The sequence below is a fragment of the Caulobacter sp. GW821-FHT09B11 genome (assembly GCF_059418205.1).
In genome coordinates this window covers 234,139-252,526 of the sequence record NZ_JBWKPK010000001.1, presented here as the reverse complement: position 1 = coordinate 252,526, position 18,388 = coordinate 234,139, and the positions used below count along the sequence as shown (strand labels likewise).

Below are 18,388 nucleotides of genomic sequence, written 5' to 3'. Positions count from 1 at the left end.
GGCAGCGGGCGCCGGGTTCAGTCGGCCTTGCGGGCCAGGAAGCTGTAGGAGACGCCGATCGCACCGATCCGGTCGTCCGGAACGACCTCGATGAGGCGCAATCCGTGGCGGGCCAGCAGGTCGAAGACGTAGCGCTGGGGCAGGGCGTGCATCTCCATGGTTTCCGATCGGTCGGCCTCGGCCAGGTAGCGGCCCGTTTCAAACTGATAGCCGTAGAGAAAACAGGGAACCTGGAAGCAGGCGTATCCGCCCGGGTTGAGCCGGCGCAGGCCGATGTCGAGCAGCTTGTGGATGATGGGGGGCGGATTGTGCTGCAGGACGATCACCGAATAGAAGACGTCGTAGCCGTCGTCGGCGGCGAGGAATTCGGTCAGCAGCCTCAGGGTGGCGTTGCGCACGCCGCGTTCGTTCAGGCGATCCCGGGCGAGCGCCAGGTGTCCCGCGCTGATGTCGACGCCGGCATAGGTGGCGAACCGCTGGGCGAAGGCCTCGCCCATGCGCGCCACGCCGCATCCCAGCTCCAGCACGGACCAGGCGGCTGGAGGCTCCACGCCGTTGCGACGACAGACTTCGACGAACCGATCGACCTCCGCCGTTCCGGTCGCGTAGAATTCCTCGATGTGCTCTTCCTGGATGGCTCCGGAGAGGTAGCGCGGATTGGTCAGCACCGAAAAGAACGCCTCCTCGCGCCCGTAGCGCGACCAGACGGTTTCGACCTGGGCGGACAGGGCCTGGGCCTGGGCCTCGTCGAGCGCCAGATCGACGTCGCGTCCGTCCTGGTCCCGGCAGATGTCCCGGGCGGCGGCGTGGATCCGCTGTCGGCGGGCCTCGGGCGAGGCCTGGAAGCGTTCGATCAGGCCCCACACGGACGGAGCGCCCGCCAAGTGCGCCTCGGCGACCTCCGGGGCCTCGCACTCACGTCCCAGAAACGTCCGATAGCATGCCTCGACATCGAAAAGGGTGGCCGGGCGGTCTTCGAGGAATGGGACGCCGTTCAGGTCTTGCACGGAAACTCTCACCAGGGCGACGGGGGCTAGTCGTTGAATTCCCGGCCGAAGGACAGGTCGTCCATCTGGCCGAGCGTGACGGCTTCGAGGAAGGACGCACGGGCGTTCGTGTCGTTGGCGGCGCAAAGGAAGAAGCCGCTCAGGCCGACGCTGACGACGCGCGGATCCAGGCCGCCCGTGACATTGGCCAGGTTCTCGGTCTCGCCGCCCTTCAGCGCCAGGTGCAGCATATGGTCGGGGGAGGCCGCGACATCGAAGGCCAGCCACTTGAACTCCCCCGAGGCAAGGACGCCCGACATCACCCGGCTGGCGCCCGAAACCCGCACCTCGTAGCCGCTGGAGCGGGTCGGCAGGCCGTGCAGGCGCAGATAGAGGCGCAGCGGTTCAGGGTTCGAAGGCAGGGCGATCTCCAGCCGTCCACCGCGGGGCTTGGTCCAGCAGCCCCAGTCGTCGGGCGCCCACCATCCGCCGCCCGCGCGGAAGGTTTCGGCCGATCGCATGCCACGCCAGATGCGGGTTTCGAAATTGCGGACGATAGGGTGATAGAAGCCCAGTTGGGCCGGGGGGCGGATGCGCCGCGGCGGATCCTGCCCGGACCACTGGCTGATCTGATCGGCCATCTGACCGGCGATCTCGCTCCAGGCGCGCGGACGAAACGCCTCGGCGATACTGCGTTCGCAGGCGGCGCGAAATCCGGCGTCGAACATCAGCGCTTCCAGGGCCTCGATCAGCCGTGGCGTGCTGCCGGCCTTGAACCTCACGGCGAAGGGGCCTCCCGCTTCCGGCAAGGAGGACGCATCGGACGTCAGAGGCACCTTGCCGTAGCAGAGCGACTCGGTGACCGGCAGGCCCCAGCCCTCGTACGTGCTGGGGTAGAGGGTGAAGAGGCAGGACTGGTAGAGGCGCGCCAGCTGGGCGTCGGACAGTCCCGACAGCATCACCACCCGTTCGCGTAGCCCCTCGTGCGCGTCGAGCTGGGCGTAGACGGCGTCGTTGAGCCAGCCGCGATTGCCGACGCACACCAGCTTGGGAACCTTGCGTATGCCGTGACGCCGGATCAGGGCGACCCAGGCTTCGAAGGCGCCCAGGTGGTTCTTCCTCGACTCGATGGTCGACACGAACAGCACGAACGGCTCGCGGCCCAGGCCCCAGTCGGCCAGACTGGCCTTGGGCGCGGGCGGGGTGTCGGTCTTGCGGAAGTCCGCGTCCAGATGAACGACGGCGATCGCGTCGGCGTCCACCGTCTGGCCCAGCGTCTGGAACATGGCCAGCAGGTCGCGCTTCGTCGCTTCCGAGTTCACCAGGAAGAAGTCGGCATGCTCCACGGCGCCGATGGCCCAGCTGATGAAGTCCTGGGTCAGGGCCTTGGTGCAATGTTCGCCCGCCACGATCGGGATCAGGTCGTGGACGAAGGGCACGTAGCGGATGCCGAACCGCGCCTTGGCCTGGCGAACGAACAGGAAATAGTTCTGCAGCCACCACGACGTGCCCAGATTGATCAGGAAGGCGCCTTCGGGAAAGATCATCGGCTCGGCGAGGTTCATCATCAACCGCATGCGGGTGACGGCCATGCTCCACTCGGGCGCCTGACGGTCGCCGCTGGCCAGGCTGAGCCGGCAAAGCTCGAGGAAGGCCGCCGGCGTGATCTCCAGCCATTCGTCGCGCTGTTCGGCGAAGACGCAGACCTGGACGCGGCGGGTTTCGGATCGCAGGGCGCTGGCGATGGTCTCGATCTGCACCCGCTGGATGCCCGTCGGCAGGCGGGCGTTGCGGAAATAGGAGATCAGGTCGGATACGTCGAAAACCAGCGCCGGGCCGACCGCCGCCTCTTCTTCGGCCTGGCCGGGCGGATCGGCGTAAGGGGCCTCCGATTGCGGTGCGAACCAGTCCCAGGCGTCGCCGGAGCGGGTCTTCTGGTCCCGCAGGTGCAGGATCGACATCAGGTCCCCGGGCTTCATGTCGGCGTCCAGGGCGGTAAGGTCGCTCAACTCGACGAGGGCGTCGGGATGTTCCGGATCGATCCTGGCCGCGCTCAGATAGCTGCGGGCGGCCGCCGTGAGATCGCCGTTCAGCTTGTGCAGGTGGCCCAGGTGAAGATGCGGCTCGGCTGTATCAGGCTGCAGCGCCAGCGCCTGCAGGTAGGCCGCCCGGGCCGCGGGAAGATCGCCCAGTTCCTTGAGCGCGTGGCCGTGCTGGATATGGATGTGGGCGAGATTGGGGGCTTGCGCCAGGGCGTCGGCATAGGCGCGCGCCGCCTGCGCCCACTGCCTTGCGTCGCGGGCGTCATTGGCCTGGACGAGCAGCCGGTGAACGCCGGCGGTCACCGGAACGCCGGCGGATTTGTGCAGCTTCAGGGCGAGGGACATCGTCAGCCTGCATGCTCGCGGACGCCGGCCAGGATCAGCCAGCCCACCGCATAGGTGAGAAGAAGCGAGAAGAAGACCGTGGCGACGGTCTTCAGCCGTTGCGGGTAAAGGGCCTTGCCGGGCAGGTTCGGCTCGACGACGCGCACCAGGAATATCTGCTGGGTCAGCGAGCGCTCTCGCGCCGTCTCCAGGGCCTGGGCCGCGGCTTCATAGCGCTTGGCCGCGAACTGCTGCTTGAGCCTGAGGCCTTCGTAGACGCCTAGCCCCGGCGCGATCGAACTGGTCGTTCCGGCCAGGCGGCCCTGAGCGGCGGCCACCTGAGCTTCCAGCCCGCGCACCTGGGCGTCGAGGGCCACGTATTGCGGGCTGCCCGGAGAGACGGAGCGTCCCATGCCGGCCAACTGGGCGCGGGCCTGGGCCAGTTGCTGCGTCAGCCCCGACACCAGCGCGATCTGGGTCGCTCCCGTTCGCTCGGGATCTATGTCGCGGCCGCTTTGCCGGAAGCCGGTGAGCGTCGCCTGGGAAGCGGCCACCGCGACCTCGGCCTCGGCCAACTGGCGGCGCGCCACCGACAGGCTGTTGTCGAGCGAGCGCTGATTGAGCGTGTTTACCCGAGCCTCGCCAAGGCGCAGCAGGGTTTCGGCCAGGTCGCGGGCGTCGGCTGGGCGGAACGCCCTCACGCTGAGCGTGGTGATGCCGGTGTCGGCGTCGAACCGGACATCCACCTGCCGGCGATAGTATTTGAGCAGCGTCTCCGGCTGCGGGCGAGCCGACCACAGGCGCGTGACCGGATCGGCCTCCGGTCGCCTGAACAGGACCGGCAGATCCAGCGTGCGCCGGGCGGCCGCGACGGCGTCGTGGGACAGCAGATAGTCGCCGACGCTGTACGCCTCGCTCGCGTTGGGGGCGCCGCCGCCCAGGCCGAGCAACTGGCCAAGCCCCCCGCCGCCGTTGCTGGGCTGGGCGCCGCGGAGGATGAAGTGCGCCTCCGACCGATATTGGTCGGCGACGACCAGGTATTGAAATCCGGCGACCAGGATCGTGGGCAGGGCGACCAGGAGCAGAAGGGCGCGCCAGGGCTTGAGGCGTTCGCGCCAGGGCGCCCGGAGGAGCTCGGCGGGGCGCTCCGGGGCCCAGGCGCGGCCGACCGATCCGGTGGGCCGATCCGGCGGGGGCGAGGCGGCGGGCTCGGCCGTGGGGGCGTAACCGTCCATCATGAGGTCTCGCGCTGGAGAGAGGGGAGGGCCGGCATCTGTCAGCCCAGATGCACGCGCGGCCGGACGGCGCGCAGGGCCAGGAGGCCCGCCAGGGTCAGGGCCAGGCACCATTCCACGACGTAGAACGGGTTCAGGTAGCCGCCGTCGATGCTGAGGAACTGCCCCACATGGAGCATTTCGAAGATCTGGTTGAGCGGCGACCAGGCGAGCCAGCCGCGGAACGGCTCGGGGATCCAACTCAGGGTGAAGAACGCGCCCGAGATCGGCATGGCGATGTAGGTAAGGGGGTGGACGAACTTGCTGACCGCCTTGCTCAGGTAGGATGCGGCGCAGATCGACAGCGACAGCGCGAAGGCGAACCACAGCATCAGCATGTAGGCCGCGAGGAAGACCAGCGGACGAGCCGGGGGCTGGGCCAGTCCCAGGGCCCAGGCGCCGGCCAGAAGGATCGCCAGGGCGGCGAAGGTGGCCACGCCCTCCAGGACCGCTCGCGCCAGCAGCATGTCGAAGATCGTCACCGACCGATGGAACAGCAGCGGCTTGTTGGCTTCGAGCGTCGATTCAGCGCGCCCGATCACCGACCGGAAGACCATGAAGACGCAGTAGCCGCCCAGGGCGAACGGGACCGGCTGCAGATCCTTGGCGTGAAGCCCGCTGTTGCCGTGCAGCAGGGCGACGGCGATCGCCAGCAGCATCGGCTCGACGATCATCCACAGATAGCCGATGTTCTCGCGGCCGTAGCGGGTATGAAGCTCGCGCATGATCAGCGCGCCGACGACGTGCCTTTGCACATCCAGTCCCCGCAGCAGTTCGGTCAGGCCGTCGTTGCGTCCGGTGCGGCGGGCGGTCATGGCAGCGCCGCCAGGAAGTCGAGCACGCCGTCGATCCTCGACCGCCAGGTGGGCGCGCGCCAGTCGCGCATCCGGGTCAGTTGAGCCTCGCGGCGCGGTGAAGGCGGCGCCGCATAGTCGAGGACCGCCTCCATCCAGCCGGGACCGTCCAGCGGATCCAGGTGCTCGGCGACGCCGCCGCCCGCTTCGCGCAAGGCCGGCAGGTCGCTGACGATCACCGGCGTGCCCAGGGCCAGGGCCTCGACCACCGGCAGGCCGAAGCCCTCGGCGAAGGAGGGCAGCAGCAGGGCGCGCGCGCCGGCGATCAGGTCGCGGACCTGACGATCGGTCAGGCCGTTGCGCTCGACGACCACGGCCTCCAGGGCGGGGCAGCGTTCGAGCATGTCGAGCAGGTTCTCGTTCTCCCAGCCGCGCCGGCCCGCGAGCACCAGCCGCGGAACCGTTCCCGCCGCGCAGGTCTCGATCATTCGCCGCCAGACCTTCAGCAGCAGCAGGTGGTTCTTGCGTGGCTCCAGGGTGCCGACCATCACGAAATAGGGCGCGCCGGTCGACGGGCAGGGCGGTGAAGGCGCGAACGTCGGCGCAAGCGGAGCCACGTGCAGCGGTATCGCCCGCCCCGCGGCATGCAGATGCGGCGCGAGGCGCTCGGCTGTGGCTTCGGAATTGACGAGGACGGCCGAGGCCAGGGCCTTCACGGTGGCCATCTTGCGCTCGTACAGCGCCGCGCCGCCCGGACGGCAGTATTCGGGATAGTCGAGCGGTATCAGGTCGTGGACGAAGGGTACGAAACGCGCGCGCTCGCGTCGCAGGATCGCCTTGAACAGATCGGTGCGTTCCAGGCCCCTCGAAGACAGGTGGAGGTAGACGGCCGGTTCTGTCCGTGGTCGCGATCGATGGGGACGGGGCGCCAGCCGCAAACCCGCGTCGAGCGCATGTCGCCAGCGGAGCCAGTCGGGCTCGCGGCGGTCTTCTCCCGACCAGCGGCGCGCCGTGACCTCCAGGAATTGCCGGGCGGCCCCCGCGGGCAGGCGGCCGTGCCAGCCGAGGGGGTGGGTCGCGGCGAGCCGGAGGCGATCGGGAATCCGCTGAAGCAGGGTCCGGGCGTAGGCCATCTCGACCCTGTCGACGCCCGTGGGGGTGGGGCGCAGCACGCGCGACAGCAGCCGCGACAGGTCCAGCACGATCTCGGGTCCATCGGCGATTGCGCGGCCGAGTGGCGTAGCCGCGCCGAAGGCGTGGCTGTGAGGGGCCAGGCTGTTCATGCGGCTGGGGCTCGGCTGCGCGCGAGTCGGCCAAGGGCGACGCGGCGCCGGCCCTCGCCCAGCAGGCGCCGGAACGTGGGCAGAAGGGCGGGGCGTGGCGCGGTCCGTTGGCCCAGGCAGGTCGCCAGGGTTTCGGGCGAACAGGGCTCGCCGCTGCGGGGATCGATATAGCGCGGATAGAGGATCAGCGCGGCCGCGGCCAGTTCGGCGAGCGAGAGCCTGCGGCCACGGCGCGGCGGCGGCGCCAGGTCGCGGGTGAGGCCCCATCCGGCGTAGAAGGGCTGGCCGTGCACGACCACCTCGCGCCCTCGCAGGAGCGCCTCGAAGCCGGTCAGGGACGTCAGCACGTGCACGGCGTCCACGCTGGACAGCAAGGCCGGCAGCGCTTGGCCGCGAACCACATGGTCGGCCTGGCGCAGGATCAGGTCGTCGCAGACCAGGCCCTTCCTGTGGCCGGCCTCGACGTCGGGGTGGGGGCGGTAGAGGATCAGCGCGCCTGGCTCGGCCGCCCGCGCGCGGCGCAGCAGGTCGAGGTTGCCGGCGACGCCCGCGCCGCCCAGGCGCACCGACAGGTCGTCCTCCACCTGGCCCACGACCAGGATGGTGCGGCGACTTTGGCCGATGTCAGAGGGCGCGCATGGCGGGGCGCCGGGCAGATTGTACTTGGTGACGCCCAGATCGACGATCCGCCGGATCAGGCGATCGGCGCGTTCCACCAGCGCGGGGCTGAAGCGCCCGTGCGCCAGCAGGGTCTCCAGGTCGCTGGGGCGGCTCGGATCGAAATGGACGCCGGTTCGGTCGAGCACGATCGAGGCGGGAGGGTGGCACTGCGCGCCCAGTCCGGACGAGCGAATGAAGCCGTCCTCGATCCGTACCAGGGGAACGCCGGCGGCCTCGGCGCGCGCGGTCAGGCCATGCGGCGCGCGCGAGGGCCATACGCCGACCGCGCCGCTCCTGGAACGGGCCAGCCTGATCGCCGAAGCCGCATCGCGGGCGAAGCGTGGAGTACGACCGGCGTCGGCGCCCGCGATCAGTTGGCCGACGGCCTTGCGCTTCCAGCCCGCGACGCCCGCGCAGACGACGATGGGCGGCTCTTCGGACATCACGTTGGTTCGATCGGAGGAGCGATCGGGCGCGGACGGCATCACGGATTTCACGACGCGGAGGGAAGCGGTGGTGGTCAATGCCACAAGTCCCCTCCGCCAGACCCTGTGGGTTCCCACAGGTCGGCGCGATCCTGGTGGCCTGTTGAAACCCACAGGTTCACCGGGTCTGGAGAGGCTCTAGGAACAGATGCGTTTTTCGTACCGAGCAGCCTTGGCCGCCGGACCGACGAGCGAGCCGCTTCTCCGGGGTTGGGCCGATGATCCGACATTCGATCGCCGTTGTTTCCGCCGTCGGCCTGAGCCTCCTGGGGTCTTCCGCGCTCGGCCAGGCGGCGACGGGCTCGTCCGGCGAGGCCCTGGTCGGCCCGGTGGTGCCGGGGGTCTGCGTGCTGAGCCGTGACGCGGTCCTGGCCAACGCCAAGGTGGGCCAGGCCGCCAATGCGCGCCTGCTCGAACTGTCCAGGCAGGTCCAGGCCGAGATCGAGAGCGAGCGTGCGCCGATCGAAGCCGATCTCAAGACGCTCGAAGCTCAGAAGGCGACCCTGACGCCGGCTCAACTCGAAGAGCGCGGCAAGCCGTTGGCCGCGCGCTGGGACGCCCTCCAGCGCAAGGCCGCGCTGCGCGAGCGCGAGATCGAGGCGACGCGGATCAAGGCGCTGGGCGGCATCGCCAACCAGGCCCAGCCGGTCATCGTCCAGGTCTATGCGAGCCGCAAGTGCGGTCTTCTGCTGACTCGGGATGCGATGATGGGCGGCAATCCCGCCGCGGACCTGACGGCCGCGGTGGTGCAGGGGCTGGACGCCAGGATCACCACCATCACCTTTCCACGCGAAACCCTGCCGGCAGAGTCGGCCGCGGCGCCCAAGGCTCCGTGATGGTGATGATCCGCAAGCTCATCGCTTTGCTGGGACTGGGCCTGCTCGGTGGCGGACCGGCCCTGGCCGCGCCGCCCGCCGATCCGCCGCCCGAGGCTTGGACGCGCTATGCCGAACTGGCTGGAAGAACCTTTCCGACCTGGCTGGACGAGCCGACGCCGGCCGCGACCCGCCTGCGGGACTATCTCGACGGTCTTCGGGACGAGCGGGGCGGCGAGGCTGTGGACCTGCCCATGAGCGTGTGGATCGCGCCGGACGGTCTGGTTTCCCGCGTCGCGGCGCCCGTCTTCGCCCAGGCCGAGCCGAACGCCGACCTGCGGGCGGTCTTCGAGGGGCGGAGGCTGTCGGAGCCGCCGCCGGCCGGTTTGCGGCTGCCGATACGGCTGCGCCTCCGCGTGGCGCCGCCGCCGGCCGCTACGTCCCCGTCGCCGAAGATCGCGGCGGCGACATGAGCGCCGAACCGGACGCGCCCCGGTCGGAAATCCCCGTCCTCACGGCGCGGGAGATCGAGTGCATTCGGTTCGCCGCCCAGGGGCTGACCACCAGCGAGACGGCGCAATGCATCAAGGTCGCCGAACGGACCGTCGAATTTCACCTCGGCAACGCCACGCGTAAACTTGGCGCGACCAACAAGCTTCGCGCGGTGGTCATTGCCTTGCAGCTAAAGCTTATAGAGCCTTAGCTGTGCGGTTATGACTTGTTTGTAGTCTTTAGATTGTCATCAATTTACTGATTACATCAAGAGTTGGGTTCTATATAGATGAATTATATGCGGATGTGCTCTGATAGAGTTTTTAAACATGTCGAGTGTGGAGCAGATTTCGTTTCAACAGTTTATCGCCGACAGCGGCATCGTCGCGGCTGAAGGCTTGTCTCGCGCCAAGGCGGTGCAGGGCGAAAGCGGGGATCGACTGGACGCGGTGCTTACGCGCCTGGGCCTGGTCTCCGAGCGCGCCCTGGCCGACGCCCTGGCCGGGGCCACGGGGCTGGACCAGGCCGCGCCCGAAGACTTTCCGCCGGAGCCGATCGGTGGCGATCTGGTGTCGCCGCGCTTCCTGAGAGAGGTGAGCGCGGTGCCGATCGCCCTGCACGACGATCGCGTGCGGGTGGCCCTGGTGGATCCGTTCGACGACTATGTGTCGCGCGCGCTCGGCTATGCTTTCGGGCTGCCCGTCCAAGCCGTGGTGGCCAAGGCCGGCGACGTCGACGCCGCCCTCGACCGCCTGTACGGCGCGGTCCAGGGCGAGGCCGCGGCGGTCGAGGATGGAGCGGACGAGGCCGATCTGGAGCGCCTCAAGGATCTGGCCAGCGACGCGCCGGTGGTGCGCGTGGTCAACGCCCTGATCTCGCGCGCCGCCGAGCTGCGCGCCTCCGACATCCATGCCGAGCCGAGCGAGGACGGACTGAAGGTGCGCTTTCGCATCGACGGGGTGCTGCAGGACCAGGAAACCCTGCCGCCTCAGGTCAAGGCGGCCTTCGTGTCGCGCGTGAAGGTGCTGGCCAATCTCAACATCGCCGAGCGGCGCCTGCCGCAGGACGGACGCATGCGCCTGGCCGTGCGCGGGCACGAGATCGACCTGCGCGTCGCCACCTCGCCGACGCTGTACGGCGAAAGCGTGGTCCTGCGCCTGCTGGACCGCTCGAACCTGACGCTCGATTTCGGCGACCTGGGCTTCGACGCGACCATATTGCCGCCGTTCCTGGAGATGCTGGCGCGACCGCACGGCATCGTATTGGTCACGGGGCCGACCGGCAGCGGCAAGACCACGACGCTCTATGCGGCCTTGGCCGCGCTGAATGCGCCCACGCGCAAGATCCTGACCATCGAGGACCCGATCGAGTACCGCCTGGCCGGCGTGAACCAGACTCAGGTCAGCCCCACGATCGGCCTGTCCTTCGCCGCGGCCTTGCGATCGTTCCTGCGCCAGGATCCGGACGTGATGATGGTCGGGGAGATCCGCGACCTGGAAACCGCCCAGGTGGCGGTGCAGTCGGCCCTGACCGGCCACACGATCCTTTCGACGCTGCACACCAACAGCGCCGCCGCCGCGGTGACCCGCCTGGTCGATATGGGCATGGAGCCCTTCCTGATCAGCTCGACCGTCAACGCCGTGCTGGCCCAGCGCCTGGTGCGCCGGCTCTGCCCTGCTTGCCGCGTTCCGCATCATCCGGGCCTCAAGGAGCTGTCGGCGCTCGGCGCGGCCGCTCAGGGCCTTGGCCCTTCGCCGACGCTCTGGGCGCCGCGGGGCTGCGAAGCGTGCGGCGGCAGCGGCTTCAAGGGGCGGCTGGCCATCCTGGAATTGCTGCCCGTCGACGATGAGATCGCCCGCCTGGTGCTGGCCCGGGCCGAGGCGCGCGAGATCGAGCGCGCCGCCGTCGCGGCGGGGATGCGCACCATGCTGCAGGACGGCATGGCCAAGGCGCTCGCCGGCCAGACCACCATCGACGAAATCCTCCGCGTCACCCGGGAGGAATGAGCGTCATGGCCACGTTCAGCTATCGGGCCCTTTCGCCCACCGGCGAGGTCAGGTCGGGCGTACTGCTGGTGGCCTCGCGCCGCGAGGCGATGGAAAGCCTGCGCCGGTCGGGCCTGACGCCGATCGACGCGATCGAGACCGCCGCCCGCACGGCCAGGATCAAGACGCCGGGCGCGGCCGCGCGACGGGCCGTGGTCAATGCCATGAGCGAGCTGTCGGTCCTGCTGACGGCCGGCCTGTCGCTGGACCGGGCGCTGTCGATCTCCGTCGAGAACGCCGCCGAGCCGGTGCTGAAGGCCGCGCTCGTCCAATTGCAGAAGCAGGTCAAGGAGGGCGCGTCGCTGTCGCGCGCCATGGCCGGCGCCGGCGGACTTTTCTCCCCGATGGCCTGCGCCATGGTCGAGGCGGGCGAGGCCGACGGCCGCCTGGCCCTGGCTCTCTCGCGCCTTGCCCACACCCTCGAAAGGGCCGAGGCCCTGCGACAGACCATCGTCTCGTCCATGGTCTATCCAACCCTGCTGACCGTGGTCACCGGCGGCGTGATCCTGATGATGCTGCTGTTCGTGGTGCCGCAGTTCGAGGGGCTGTTCTCCGACAACGCCGCGCAACTGCCCGTGGCCACACGGGTCGTGATGGCCGCCAGCCACCTGGTCCGCGCCTACGGACTGGCCGTGCTGCTGGCGTCGATCGTGGCGGGGGCGGTGGTCTGGCGCTGGCTGAGGCAGCCGGCGATGCGCCTGGCCCTGGACAGGCTGCTGCTCGGCCTCCCGCGCCTGGGACCGCTGATCAAGGCCGCCGAGACCGCCCGCCTGGCTCGCGTCCTGGGCAGTCTGGTTGAGGGCGGCGTGCCCCTGCCCACTGCCTTGGCGATCGCGCGCCGGTCGCTGGTCAACAGCCATGTGGCCTTAGCCGTCGAGCGCGTGGTCGCGGGATTGAAGGAGGGCGGGGGGCTCACGCGCCCGCTGGCCGCCACCGGCCTGTTCCCGACCGTGGCCATCAGCTTCCTGAGGACGGGCGAGGAGACCGCCCAGCTTCCGCAGATGCTGGGCCGGCTGGCCGACGTTCTCGACCGCGACGTGCGCACGGCGCTGGAGCGGTTCGTGGCTCTGCTGACGCCCGCGATCACCATCGTGATGGGCATCGCCGTCGGCGGCATCATCGCCGCCATCATGTCCGCCATCCTCGGCTTCAACGATATGGCCCTCGCATCATGACCCCTCTCAGGAACATCTTCCGTCGCCAGGATCGCCGACCGATGTCGGTCGCCCGACTACGCCGCCGCGCGGGGTTCTCCCTGCTGGAGTTGCTGGTGGTGCTGGCGATCATGGCCCTGCTGGCGGCCATCGTGGCGCCCCAGGTCCTCAAGTACCTGGGCTCATCGCGCAGCCAGACCGCCAAGGTGCAGATCCAGAACATCGAGGCGGCGCTGGACCTGTTCCAGATCAGCGTCGGCCGATACCCCACGCAGGAGGAAGGGCTGGCCGCCCTGGTCACCGCGCCGGCTTCCGCCATCGGCTGGGATGGTCCGTATCTCAAGAAGGCGGATGCGCTGCAGGATCCGTGGTCGAGGCCGTATCTCTACCGCAGCCCGGGGCAGAAGGGGGCCGTCGACATCTACACCCTCGGTTCGGACAACGCCGAAGGCGGTTCGAAAGAGGCCAAAGATGTCGGCAACTGGTGACCGTCGGGCCGGCGTCGCGCTCATCGAGGCCATGGTCGTGGTCGCCATCGCCGCCATGATCGCCATGATCGCCTTTCCCCAGATGAGGGCCGGACTGGCGTGGGCGCGCGTTCAGCAGGCCGCGGCGGGCCTGCGCGCGGATCTTCGCATCGCCCGGGCCCAGGCTCTGACCAGCGGCGCGCGGGTCAGTCTGGTCGTCGCTGGGGACGGGGCCGGCTACGGCTGGACGCCGGGTCCGCGCCGGGCGTTGGTCGGCGGGCTACGCCTGACGCCCGCTGGATCTTCGACCAGCTTCTTTCCCGACGGCTCAGTTGAAGGGGGACGGCTGCGGCTGACGGCGGAACGGCAAGGCCTCGGCATCGTGGTCGATCCCGCCACCGGCGTCGTGGACGCCCTGTGATGCGACGGTCGCGCGCGGGTTCGGTCCTGATCGACGCCCTGGTCGCCCTGGCGATCCTGGCCCTGGTCCTGGTCGGCGTCGCCCAGGTGACGCGCGACAGCCGGGCGCGGCATCGCGACATCGAGACCCGCCGCGCAGCCCTGATGGTGGCGCGCTCGCAGCTTGCCAGCCTGGGCTTCGCCACGCGGCTGGCCGGCGGCGCGGTCACGGGCGAGCAGGACGGCTTCGCATGGCGCATCGACGCCGACCCTTGCCCCGACGCGAGCGGGGACAGCGCCGCCGGCGCGCTTTACTGCGTGACGGTCACCGTGCAGCCCCAGGACGCCGCGCGGCCCGTGGTGGTGCTGGCCAGCCGTCGCCTGGCGCCCGAGGGCTGAACCATGCAGCGCTCCGGCTACACCCTGATCGAGCTGTTGGTCGCGCTGGGCGTGTTGGCCCTGGTGAGCGCGCTGCTCTTGTCCGGGCTTTCGGGTCGGGGGAGCGCCTGGACGCGGATGGACCGCGCCACCAGCCGCGGAGAGGCGGTCGAGGCCGCCTTCGGCCTGCTGCGCACGCGGCTGCAGCAGGCGGTGCCGGCGACGCGCTACGACATGCGGCCGGCGGGCCCCGACTTCGACGGCGAGGCGGCGCGCCTCACATTCCTGGCTCCGTCCGCCCAGCGCCATGGCCCCGGAGCCCTGCGCCGCTATCGCCTGATGCTCGACGCCGGCGGGGATCTGGTCCTGGAGTCCGTCAGCGACGTGGCCCTGGACCCAACCCGGCCGGACAGGCGCGACGTCCTTCTGCGCGGGGTCGGGGCGCTGGACATCAGCTATTTCGGCCGTGTGGATCCGGATCCCAATCCGCACTGGCGCTCCAACTGGCGGCAACGGCCCCGGATGCCGTCGCTGGTGAGGATCCGGCTCGAGCCCGCCGACCCCAACCAGCGACGCTGGCCCGACCTCGTGGTTCATCCTCTGGCCGATATCGACACCGAATGCGTGCTGGTCGAGCAGACCGGCGGATGCAGGGCGCGATGACTCTTCAGCAGGTCCTCAACGCCGACCTCGCCACGATCGCGCGCTGGTGCCGCGACGGCGTCGTCTGGTGGATCGACGAACTGGCCGACGTGATCCCCGCCCGGTGGCGTTCCGGAAGCCGGCGGCATGCGCCCTGGACGGCGCGGATCGGCGACGACGGCGCGATCCAGCTCTGGCGCGACGGACGCCTGGTCCAGCCCGCGCCTCCGCCGACCTCGGTCGCACGGCGGGCGGACATCCTGCTTCCGGCCCAGGCCGTGCTGGTGCGCCGGATCGATCTTCCGCCCCTGTCTTCCCGCGACCTGCGCCGGATGCTGACCGAGAACATGGACCGTCTGACGCCGTTCCCGGCGGATCGGGTCTATTTCGACGCGCTCGCCGAAGAGGCGACCGATCGCGGCGGGCGCCGGCGGCTGCGTCTGGCCGTGGTCCCGCGGGAGCGGGCCCTGGCCGCTCTGGAACAGGCGAGGATCCTCGGCCTGGAGGTCGAGCGGCTCGGCGTCGAGGCCGAGAATGGCGGCGTCGACATCGACTTCATGGCCGCCATCAGGGCCGGGCAGGGGGACGCGCATGATCGTCGGCGAACCCTCTGGTGGTCGGCCTGCGCCGGTCTCGTGGCGCTCAACGTGGCGATGGCCGTCTTCATGGACCTGCGGGACGTGCGGCGCCTGGAAGCGGCGGTCGCGGCCGAGCAGCCCAAGGTTATGGCGGCTTCCAGGCTCCGCCAGGCGGTCGCGGAAGGCCAGCGGACGCGTCTGGATCTCCTGACCCGGCGCTCGCGCAACGAACCCCTGCGGATCATCGACGCCGTCAGCAAGGTCCTGCCGGACGGCCAGTGGGTCCATCGGCTGGAATGGAACGGACGCGCGGTGCGTGTCGCCGGCTTCAAGACGCAGGGGTTCGACGTCCCTGCGGCCCTCCGTCGGACCCCGGCCCTGACTAATCCGCGCTCGCTGCTGTCGGACATGCCCGTCAAGACGGCCAGCGGCGTCGAGCCCTTCGACGTCATCGCGGACTCGGCGGCGAAGGGGAGCCAATGAGGACGCTGACGGCCCGGGAACGACGCATCTTGGCCCTGGGCGTGTTAGCCGGGCTGGTCGGCCTGGCCTGGCTGGCCGTGGCCGGCCCCGTCCTGGGAGGCTTCCAGGCGCGTGATGAGCGGCGGCAAGAGGCGCTGGACCGCCACGCGCGCGACCAGCGGCTGCTGACGAGCCTGCCCGCCCTGCGCGCCGCCCTGGTCGAACAGAAGCGCACCAGTCGCGCATTCCAGATCACCGCACCCAGCCGGGGCCTGGCGATCGAGGCCCTGAAGCAGAGGCTGACCGGCAGCCTTGCCCAGGAAGGCGCCGTGGTCGGCGCCGCCGAGGAGGTTCGGACCGCAACGCCCGCGGGGTGGGTCAGCGTGCGCGCCGACGCCACGCTGACGCTGAACCAGCTGAACGCCGGCCTCAGGCGGATCGAGAACGAGGCGCCCTATGTCGTCGTCGACTATGTCTCCATCAACGCCGAGCAGGCGGCCCGCACCGGACAGCCCGGACCGCTCGCCGTTCGGCTCCAGATCTCGGCCTTCCATGTCCTTCCTCCCCAGACCCGGTAGCGGCGCGTTCACGCCGGCGCTGTTGTGCGCGGTCCTGCTCGCCGGTCTGGCGGCGCAGGTCGCGTGGCCGGTCGAGACGGCTTTTCGCCCGCGGGAGCGCGGCTCGGCGCCGGCCCCGCGATCGCCGATGGCCTCGCCCATCCCCAACTACGCCGCCCTCACGGCCAGGCCGCTGTTCTCGCCCGACCGTCGCACGGTCGGCGCCGTCGGCGAGGCGACCTCGCCCGACGCCCAGAGGCCGATCCTGATCGGCGTCGTCAGCGATCAGCGCGCGGGCAGCGCCGTGGTCCGCGGCGGCGACGGCGCGGCGCGGGTCGTACGGGTGGGCGAAGGCTGGCGGGGTTGGCGGCTGCTGTCCGTCGGCCGAAGGAGCGCCGTCTTCGAGGGGCCCGGCGGTCGCGTCAACGCCACGATCGGCGACACCGGTCCGTCCGGATCGACCTCCATTCCCCCATCGCCCATCCAGGAAGTTCGCCCATGACCCGCCGCGTTCGCGCCTTCCTGTCCGTCTCCTGCGCCGGTCTGGCGCTGGCCGGCTGCGCATCTCCTCCCGCGCCGACGCTGCGCCCGCAGCGGAGCGCGGCGCCAAGGGTCGAGGCGCCGCCGGCGCCGGAGCGACCGTTGTCCGATGATCGGGTGCGTTCGACCATCCTGCGCGGCGCCGAAACCTATCCAGCATCCTCGGCGCCGCGCTCGCCATGGCGGCCGCGTCCGGGTCCGATCGCCCTGAACCTTCCCGGCGTGAGGGTGAACGAGTTCGCCAAGGCCGTGTTCGGCGACATCCTGCGCATGCCCTACGCCGTCGCGCCCTCGGCTGCCGGGGTGGTGACCCTGGTCACGCCCCAGCCGATCGCGCGGGCCGACGTGCTGCCCGTGGCGGAGGAAGCCTTGCGCAACGCCGGCCTGGCGCTGGTCGTCCGCGACGGCGTGCAGACCGTCGTCGGCCTGGCCGAGGCCCGCGCCCAGGGCGGAGCCGTCACGGGCGATCAGGCCGGCTTCGGGACCGAGACGATCCAGCTGAAATTCGCCAGTCCCACAGCCCTGAAAACCCTGATCGATCCCATCGCGCCGGGGGTGATCGCGGCCGCGGATCCGGTCACCAACACGATCGTGCTCTCGGGCGTCTCCGGCCAGAGGCGCGGGGTGCGCGATCTCGTCGAGCAGTTCGACGTCGACTGGCTGAAGGGCATGAGCTTTGGCCTCTACGTGCCCAAGAACACCGATGCGCGGCTGATCGCGCCGGAACTCGATCGCCTGATCAACGCGCCGGAGTCGCCGATGGCGGGACGGGTCAGGCTGATCGCCATGGAGAAGCTGAACGGCGTTTTGGCCGTATCGTCCCAGGCGCAATACCTGGACGACGTCCGCCGGTGGGTGGAGGTCCTGGACCGCGAGGGACAATCCGGCGAGCGGCGTCTCTTCGTCTACCGCGTTCAGAACGGGCGGGCCTCGGACCTCTCCAAGGTGTTGAGCGCCGCGTTCGGACGGGGTCAGGGCGCGGCGTCAGGCGCGCGAGGGGCGGACGGTGGCCCGGAGGACCGCACCGGCGTGCGGCCATCGTCCTCGCCGCTGCTGGCGCCGCCCGTTGGGACGACGCTGCCGGGGCAGTCTCCCGCGCCGGTTTCGCCCGGCGGCGGAGGCGTCGCCGACGGGTTGGTCCTGACCGGCGACGACACCAACAACGCCGTGATCGCCTACGCCACGCCCCGCGAGTACGCCCTGATCGAGGATGCGCTGCGCAAGCTGGACGTGGCGCCGATGCAGGTGGTGGTCGAAGCGGTGATCACCGAGATCGCCCTCAACAACGCGCTGCGCTACGGCAGCCAGTGGTTCATCCGGTCGGGCAACGATCAGGCGATCCTCACCCAGGGCAAGACCGAGGCCGTCGCGCCCAATTTCCCGGGCTTCGCCTATCTGCTCAACAGCGGCTCGGTAGCCGCCACGCTCACGGCCCTGTCCAGCGTCACGGACGTCGAGGTGCTGTCGGCGCCCAACCTGATGGTGCTCAACAATCACACGGCCTCGCTGGAGGTCGGCGACCAGGTGCCGATTTCGACCGGGTCGGCCCTCAACAACGACTCGGTGATCAACTCCATCGACTACCGCGACACCGGCGTGCTGCTGAAGGTGACGCCCCGCGTGAACAGCGGCGGCCTGGTCCTTCTGGACATCGTCCAGGAGGTCAGCGACGTCTCTCAGACCTCGAGCTCGACGATCGACTCGCCGACCATCTCGGTCAGGAAGATCGCCACCTCGATCGCCGTGCAGGATGGCCAGACTGTCGCCCTGGGCGGACTGATCCGCGACCGAAACAGCAAGACGCGCGACGGCGTGCCGTTCATAAGCGCGGTGCCGGTCCTGGGCGCCCTGGCGGGCTCGCGCAACAACCGGCGCGAGCGCACCGAGCTTCTCGTGATGCTGACGCCGCGGGTGCTGCGCAACAGCGTCGAGATCCAGGCGGTGACGGACGAACTGCGCGAGAAGATCCGTTCGATCGCGCCCGAGCCCGCGAAGTTCCGGCCGTGACCCA

Annotated in this window: 19 protein-coding genes and 1 pseudogene; 14 read left to right on the top strand and 6 right to left on the bottom strand. The window is 70.2% G+C overall.

Translation table 11 applies throughout. The features are described 5' to 3' along the window. Positions 1–17: 17 nt before the first annotated feature. The 6 genes from AC07N1_RS00845 to AC07N1_RS00820 form a co-directional block, all read right to left on the bottom strand. Positions 18–884, bottom strand: coding sequence for a class I SAM-dependent DNA methyltransferase (locus AC07N1_RS00845; protein ID WP_494670040.1), 867 nt, complete (start codon positions 882–884; stop codon positions 18–20). A 149-nt stretch (positions 885–1,033) separates the two neighbouring features. Further along, complete coding sequence (locus tag AC07N1_RS00840) at positions 1,034–3,373, bottom strand: glycosyltransferase family 4 protein (protein WP_494670039.1); 2,340 nt, start codon at positions 3,371–3,373, stop codon at positions 1,034–1,036. Between the two features lie 2 nt (positions 3,374–3,375). Further along, complete coding sequence (locus AC07N1_RS00835) at positions 3,376–4,590, bottom strand: KpsE/RkpR family capsule polysaccharide export protein (protein WP_494670038.1); 1,215 nt, start codon at positions 4,588–4,590, stop codon at positions 3,376–3,378. Between the two features lie 38 nt (positions 4,591–4,628). Continuing rightward, positions 4,629–5,441, bottom strand: coding sequence for an ABC transporter permease (locus AC07N1_RS00830; RefSeq protein WP_494670037.1), 813 nt, complete (start codon positions 5,439–5,441; stop codon positions 4,629–4,631). Continuing rightward, positions 5,438–6,703 carry a glycosyltransferase family 4 protein gene (locus AC07N1_RS00825; RefSeq protein ID WP_494670036.1) on the bottom strand — a complete coding sequence of 422 codons (1,266 nt, stop codon included), beginning with the start codon at positions 6,701–6,703 and terminating at the stop codon, positions 5,438–5,440. Before AC07N1_RS00825 ends, AC07N1_RS00830 begins: the two co-directional genes overlap by 4 nt. Continuing rightward, positions 6,700–7,806 carry a capsular polysaccharide export protein, LipB/KpsS family gene (locus AC07N1_RS00820; protein WP_494670035.1) on the bottom strand — a complete coding sequence of 369 codons (1,107 nt, stop codon included), beginning with the start codon at positions 7,804–7,806 and terminating at the stop codon, positions 6,700–6,702. The genes AC07N1_RS00825 and AC07N1_RS00820 overlap by 4 nt, the downstream gene beginning before the upstream one ends. Positions 7,807–8,066: 260 nt before the next feature. Between AC07N1_RS00820 and AC07N1_RS00815 the strand changes: the two genes are divergently transcribed. The 14 genes and pseudogenes from AC07N1_RS00815 to gspD all read left to right on the top strand — a co-directional run bounded on the left by AC07N1_RS00815 (position 8,067) and on the right by gspD (position 18,384). Further along, positions 8,067–8,684 carry an OmpH/Skp family outer membrane protein gene (locus AC07N1_RS00815; RefSeq protein ID WP_494670034.1) on the top strand — a complete coding sequence of 206 codons (618 nt, stop codon included), beginning with the start codon at positions 8,067–8,069 and terminating at the stop codon, positions 8,682–8,684. 5 nt (positions 8,685–8,689) lie between these two features. Continuing rightward, a complete protein-coding gene (locus AC07N1_RS00810) occupies positions 8,690–9,136 on the top strand; it encodes a hypothetical protein (RefSeq protein ID WP_494670033.1) in 447 nt (148 codons plus the stop codon). Then, on the top strand, positions 9,133–9,366 hold the full coding sequence (locus AC07N1_RS00805; RefSeq protein WP_494670032.1) for a response regulator transcription factor: 234 nt from the start codon (positions 9,133–9,135) through the stop codon (positions 9,364–9,366). Before AC07N1_RS00810 ends, AC07N1_RS00805 begins: the two co-directional genes overlap by 4 nt. Positions 9,367–9,484: 118 nt before the next feature. Further along, positions 9,485–11,161 carry a GspE/PulE family protein gene (locus AC07N1_RS00800; protein ID WP_494670031.1) on the top strand — a complete coding sequence of 559 codons (1,677 nt, stop codon included), beginning with the start codon at positions 9,485–9,487 and terminating at the stop codon, positions 11,159–11,161. A gap of 5 nt (positions 11,162–11,166) precedes the next feature. Further along, positions 11,167–12,375, top strand: coding sequence for a type II secretion system F family protein (locus AC07N1_RS00795; protein ID WP_494670030.1), 1,209 nt, complete (start codon positions 11,167–11,169; stop codon positions 12,373–12,375). Between the two features lie 41 nt (positions 12,376–12,416). Then, positions 12,417–12,842, top strand: coding sequence for a type II secretion system major pseudopilin GspG (gene gspG / locus AC07N1_RS00790; RefSeq protein ID WP_494670029.1), 426 nt, complete (start codon positions 12,417–12,419; stop codon positions 12,840–12,842). Next, complete coding sequence (locus AC07N1_RS00785; protein ID WP_494670028.1) at positions 12,826–13,242, top strand: GspH/FimT family pseudopilin; 417 nt, start codon at positions 12,826–12,828, stop codon at positions 13,240–13,242. The genes gspG and AC07N1_RS00785 overlap by 17 nt, the downstream gene beginning before the upstream one ends. Then, positions 13,242–13,619, top strand: a complete 378-nt coding sequence (locus AC07N1_RS00780; protein WP_494670027.1) for a hypothetical protein — start codon at positions 13,242–13,244, stop codon at positions 13,617–13,619. The genes AC07N1_RS00785 and AC07N1_RS00780 overlap by 1 nt, the downstream gene beginning before the upstream one ends. Positions 13,620–13,622: 3 nt before the next feature. Beyond that, positions 13,623–13,691 (top strand): annotated as a pseudogene (locus AC07N1_RS00775) (prepilin-type N-terminal cleavage/methylation domain-containing protein); the annotation flags it as partial. A gap of 45 nt (positions 13,692–13,736) precedes the next feature. Next, entirely contained in the window at positions 13,737–14,261 is a 525-nt protein-coding gene (locus AC07N1_RS00770) for a type II secretion system protein GspJ (protein ID WP_494670067.1), read from the top strand. Beyond that, complete coding sequence (locus tag AC07N1_RS00765; protein WP_494670026.1) at positions 14,246–15,301, top strand: hypothetical protein; 1,056 nt, start codon at positions 14,246–14,248, stop codon at positions 15,299–15,301. Before AC07N1_RS00770 ends, AC07N1_RS00765 begins: the two co-directional genes overlap by 16 nt. Next, positions 15,298–15,858 carry a type II secretion system protein GspM gene (gspM, locus tag AC07N1_RS00760; protein ID WP_494670025.1) on the top strand — a complete coding sequence of 187 codons (561 nt, stop codon included), beginning with the start codon at positions 15,298–15,300 and terminating at the stop codon, positions 15,856–15,858. The genes AC07N1_RS00765 and gspM overlap by 4 nt, the downstream gene beginning before the upstream one ends. After that, positions 15,752–16,339, top strand: coding sequence for a type II secretion system protein, XpsN-like (locus AC07N1_RS00755; RefSeq protein WP_494670066.1), 588 nt, complete (start codon positions 15,752–15,754; stop codon positions 16,337–16,339). The genes gspM and AC07N1_RS00755 overlap by 107 nt, the downstream gene beginning before the upstream one ends. Then, positions 16,336–18,384: a type II secretion system secretin GspD gene (gspD, locus tag AC07N1_RS00750; protein WP_494670024.1), complete on the top strand. Its 2,049-nt coding sequence runs from the start codon at positions 16,336–16,338 to the stop codon at positions 18,382–18,384. The genes AC07N1_RS00755 and gspD overlap by 4 nt, the downstream gene beginning before the upstream one ends. Positions 18,385–18,388: the final 4 nt, after the last annotated feature.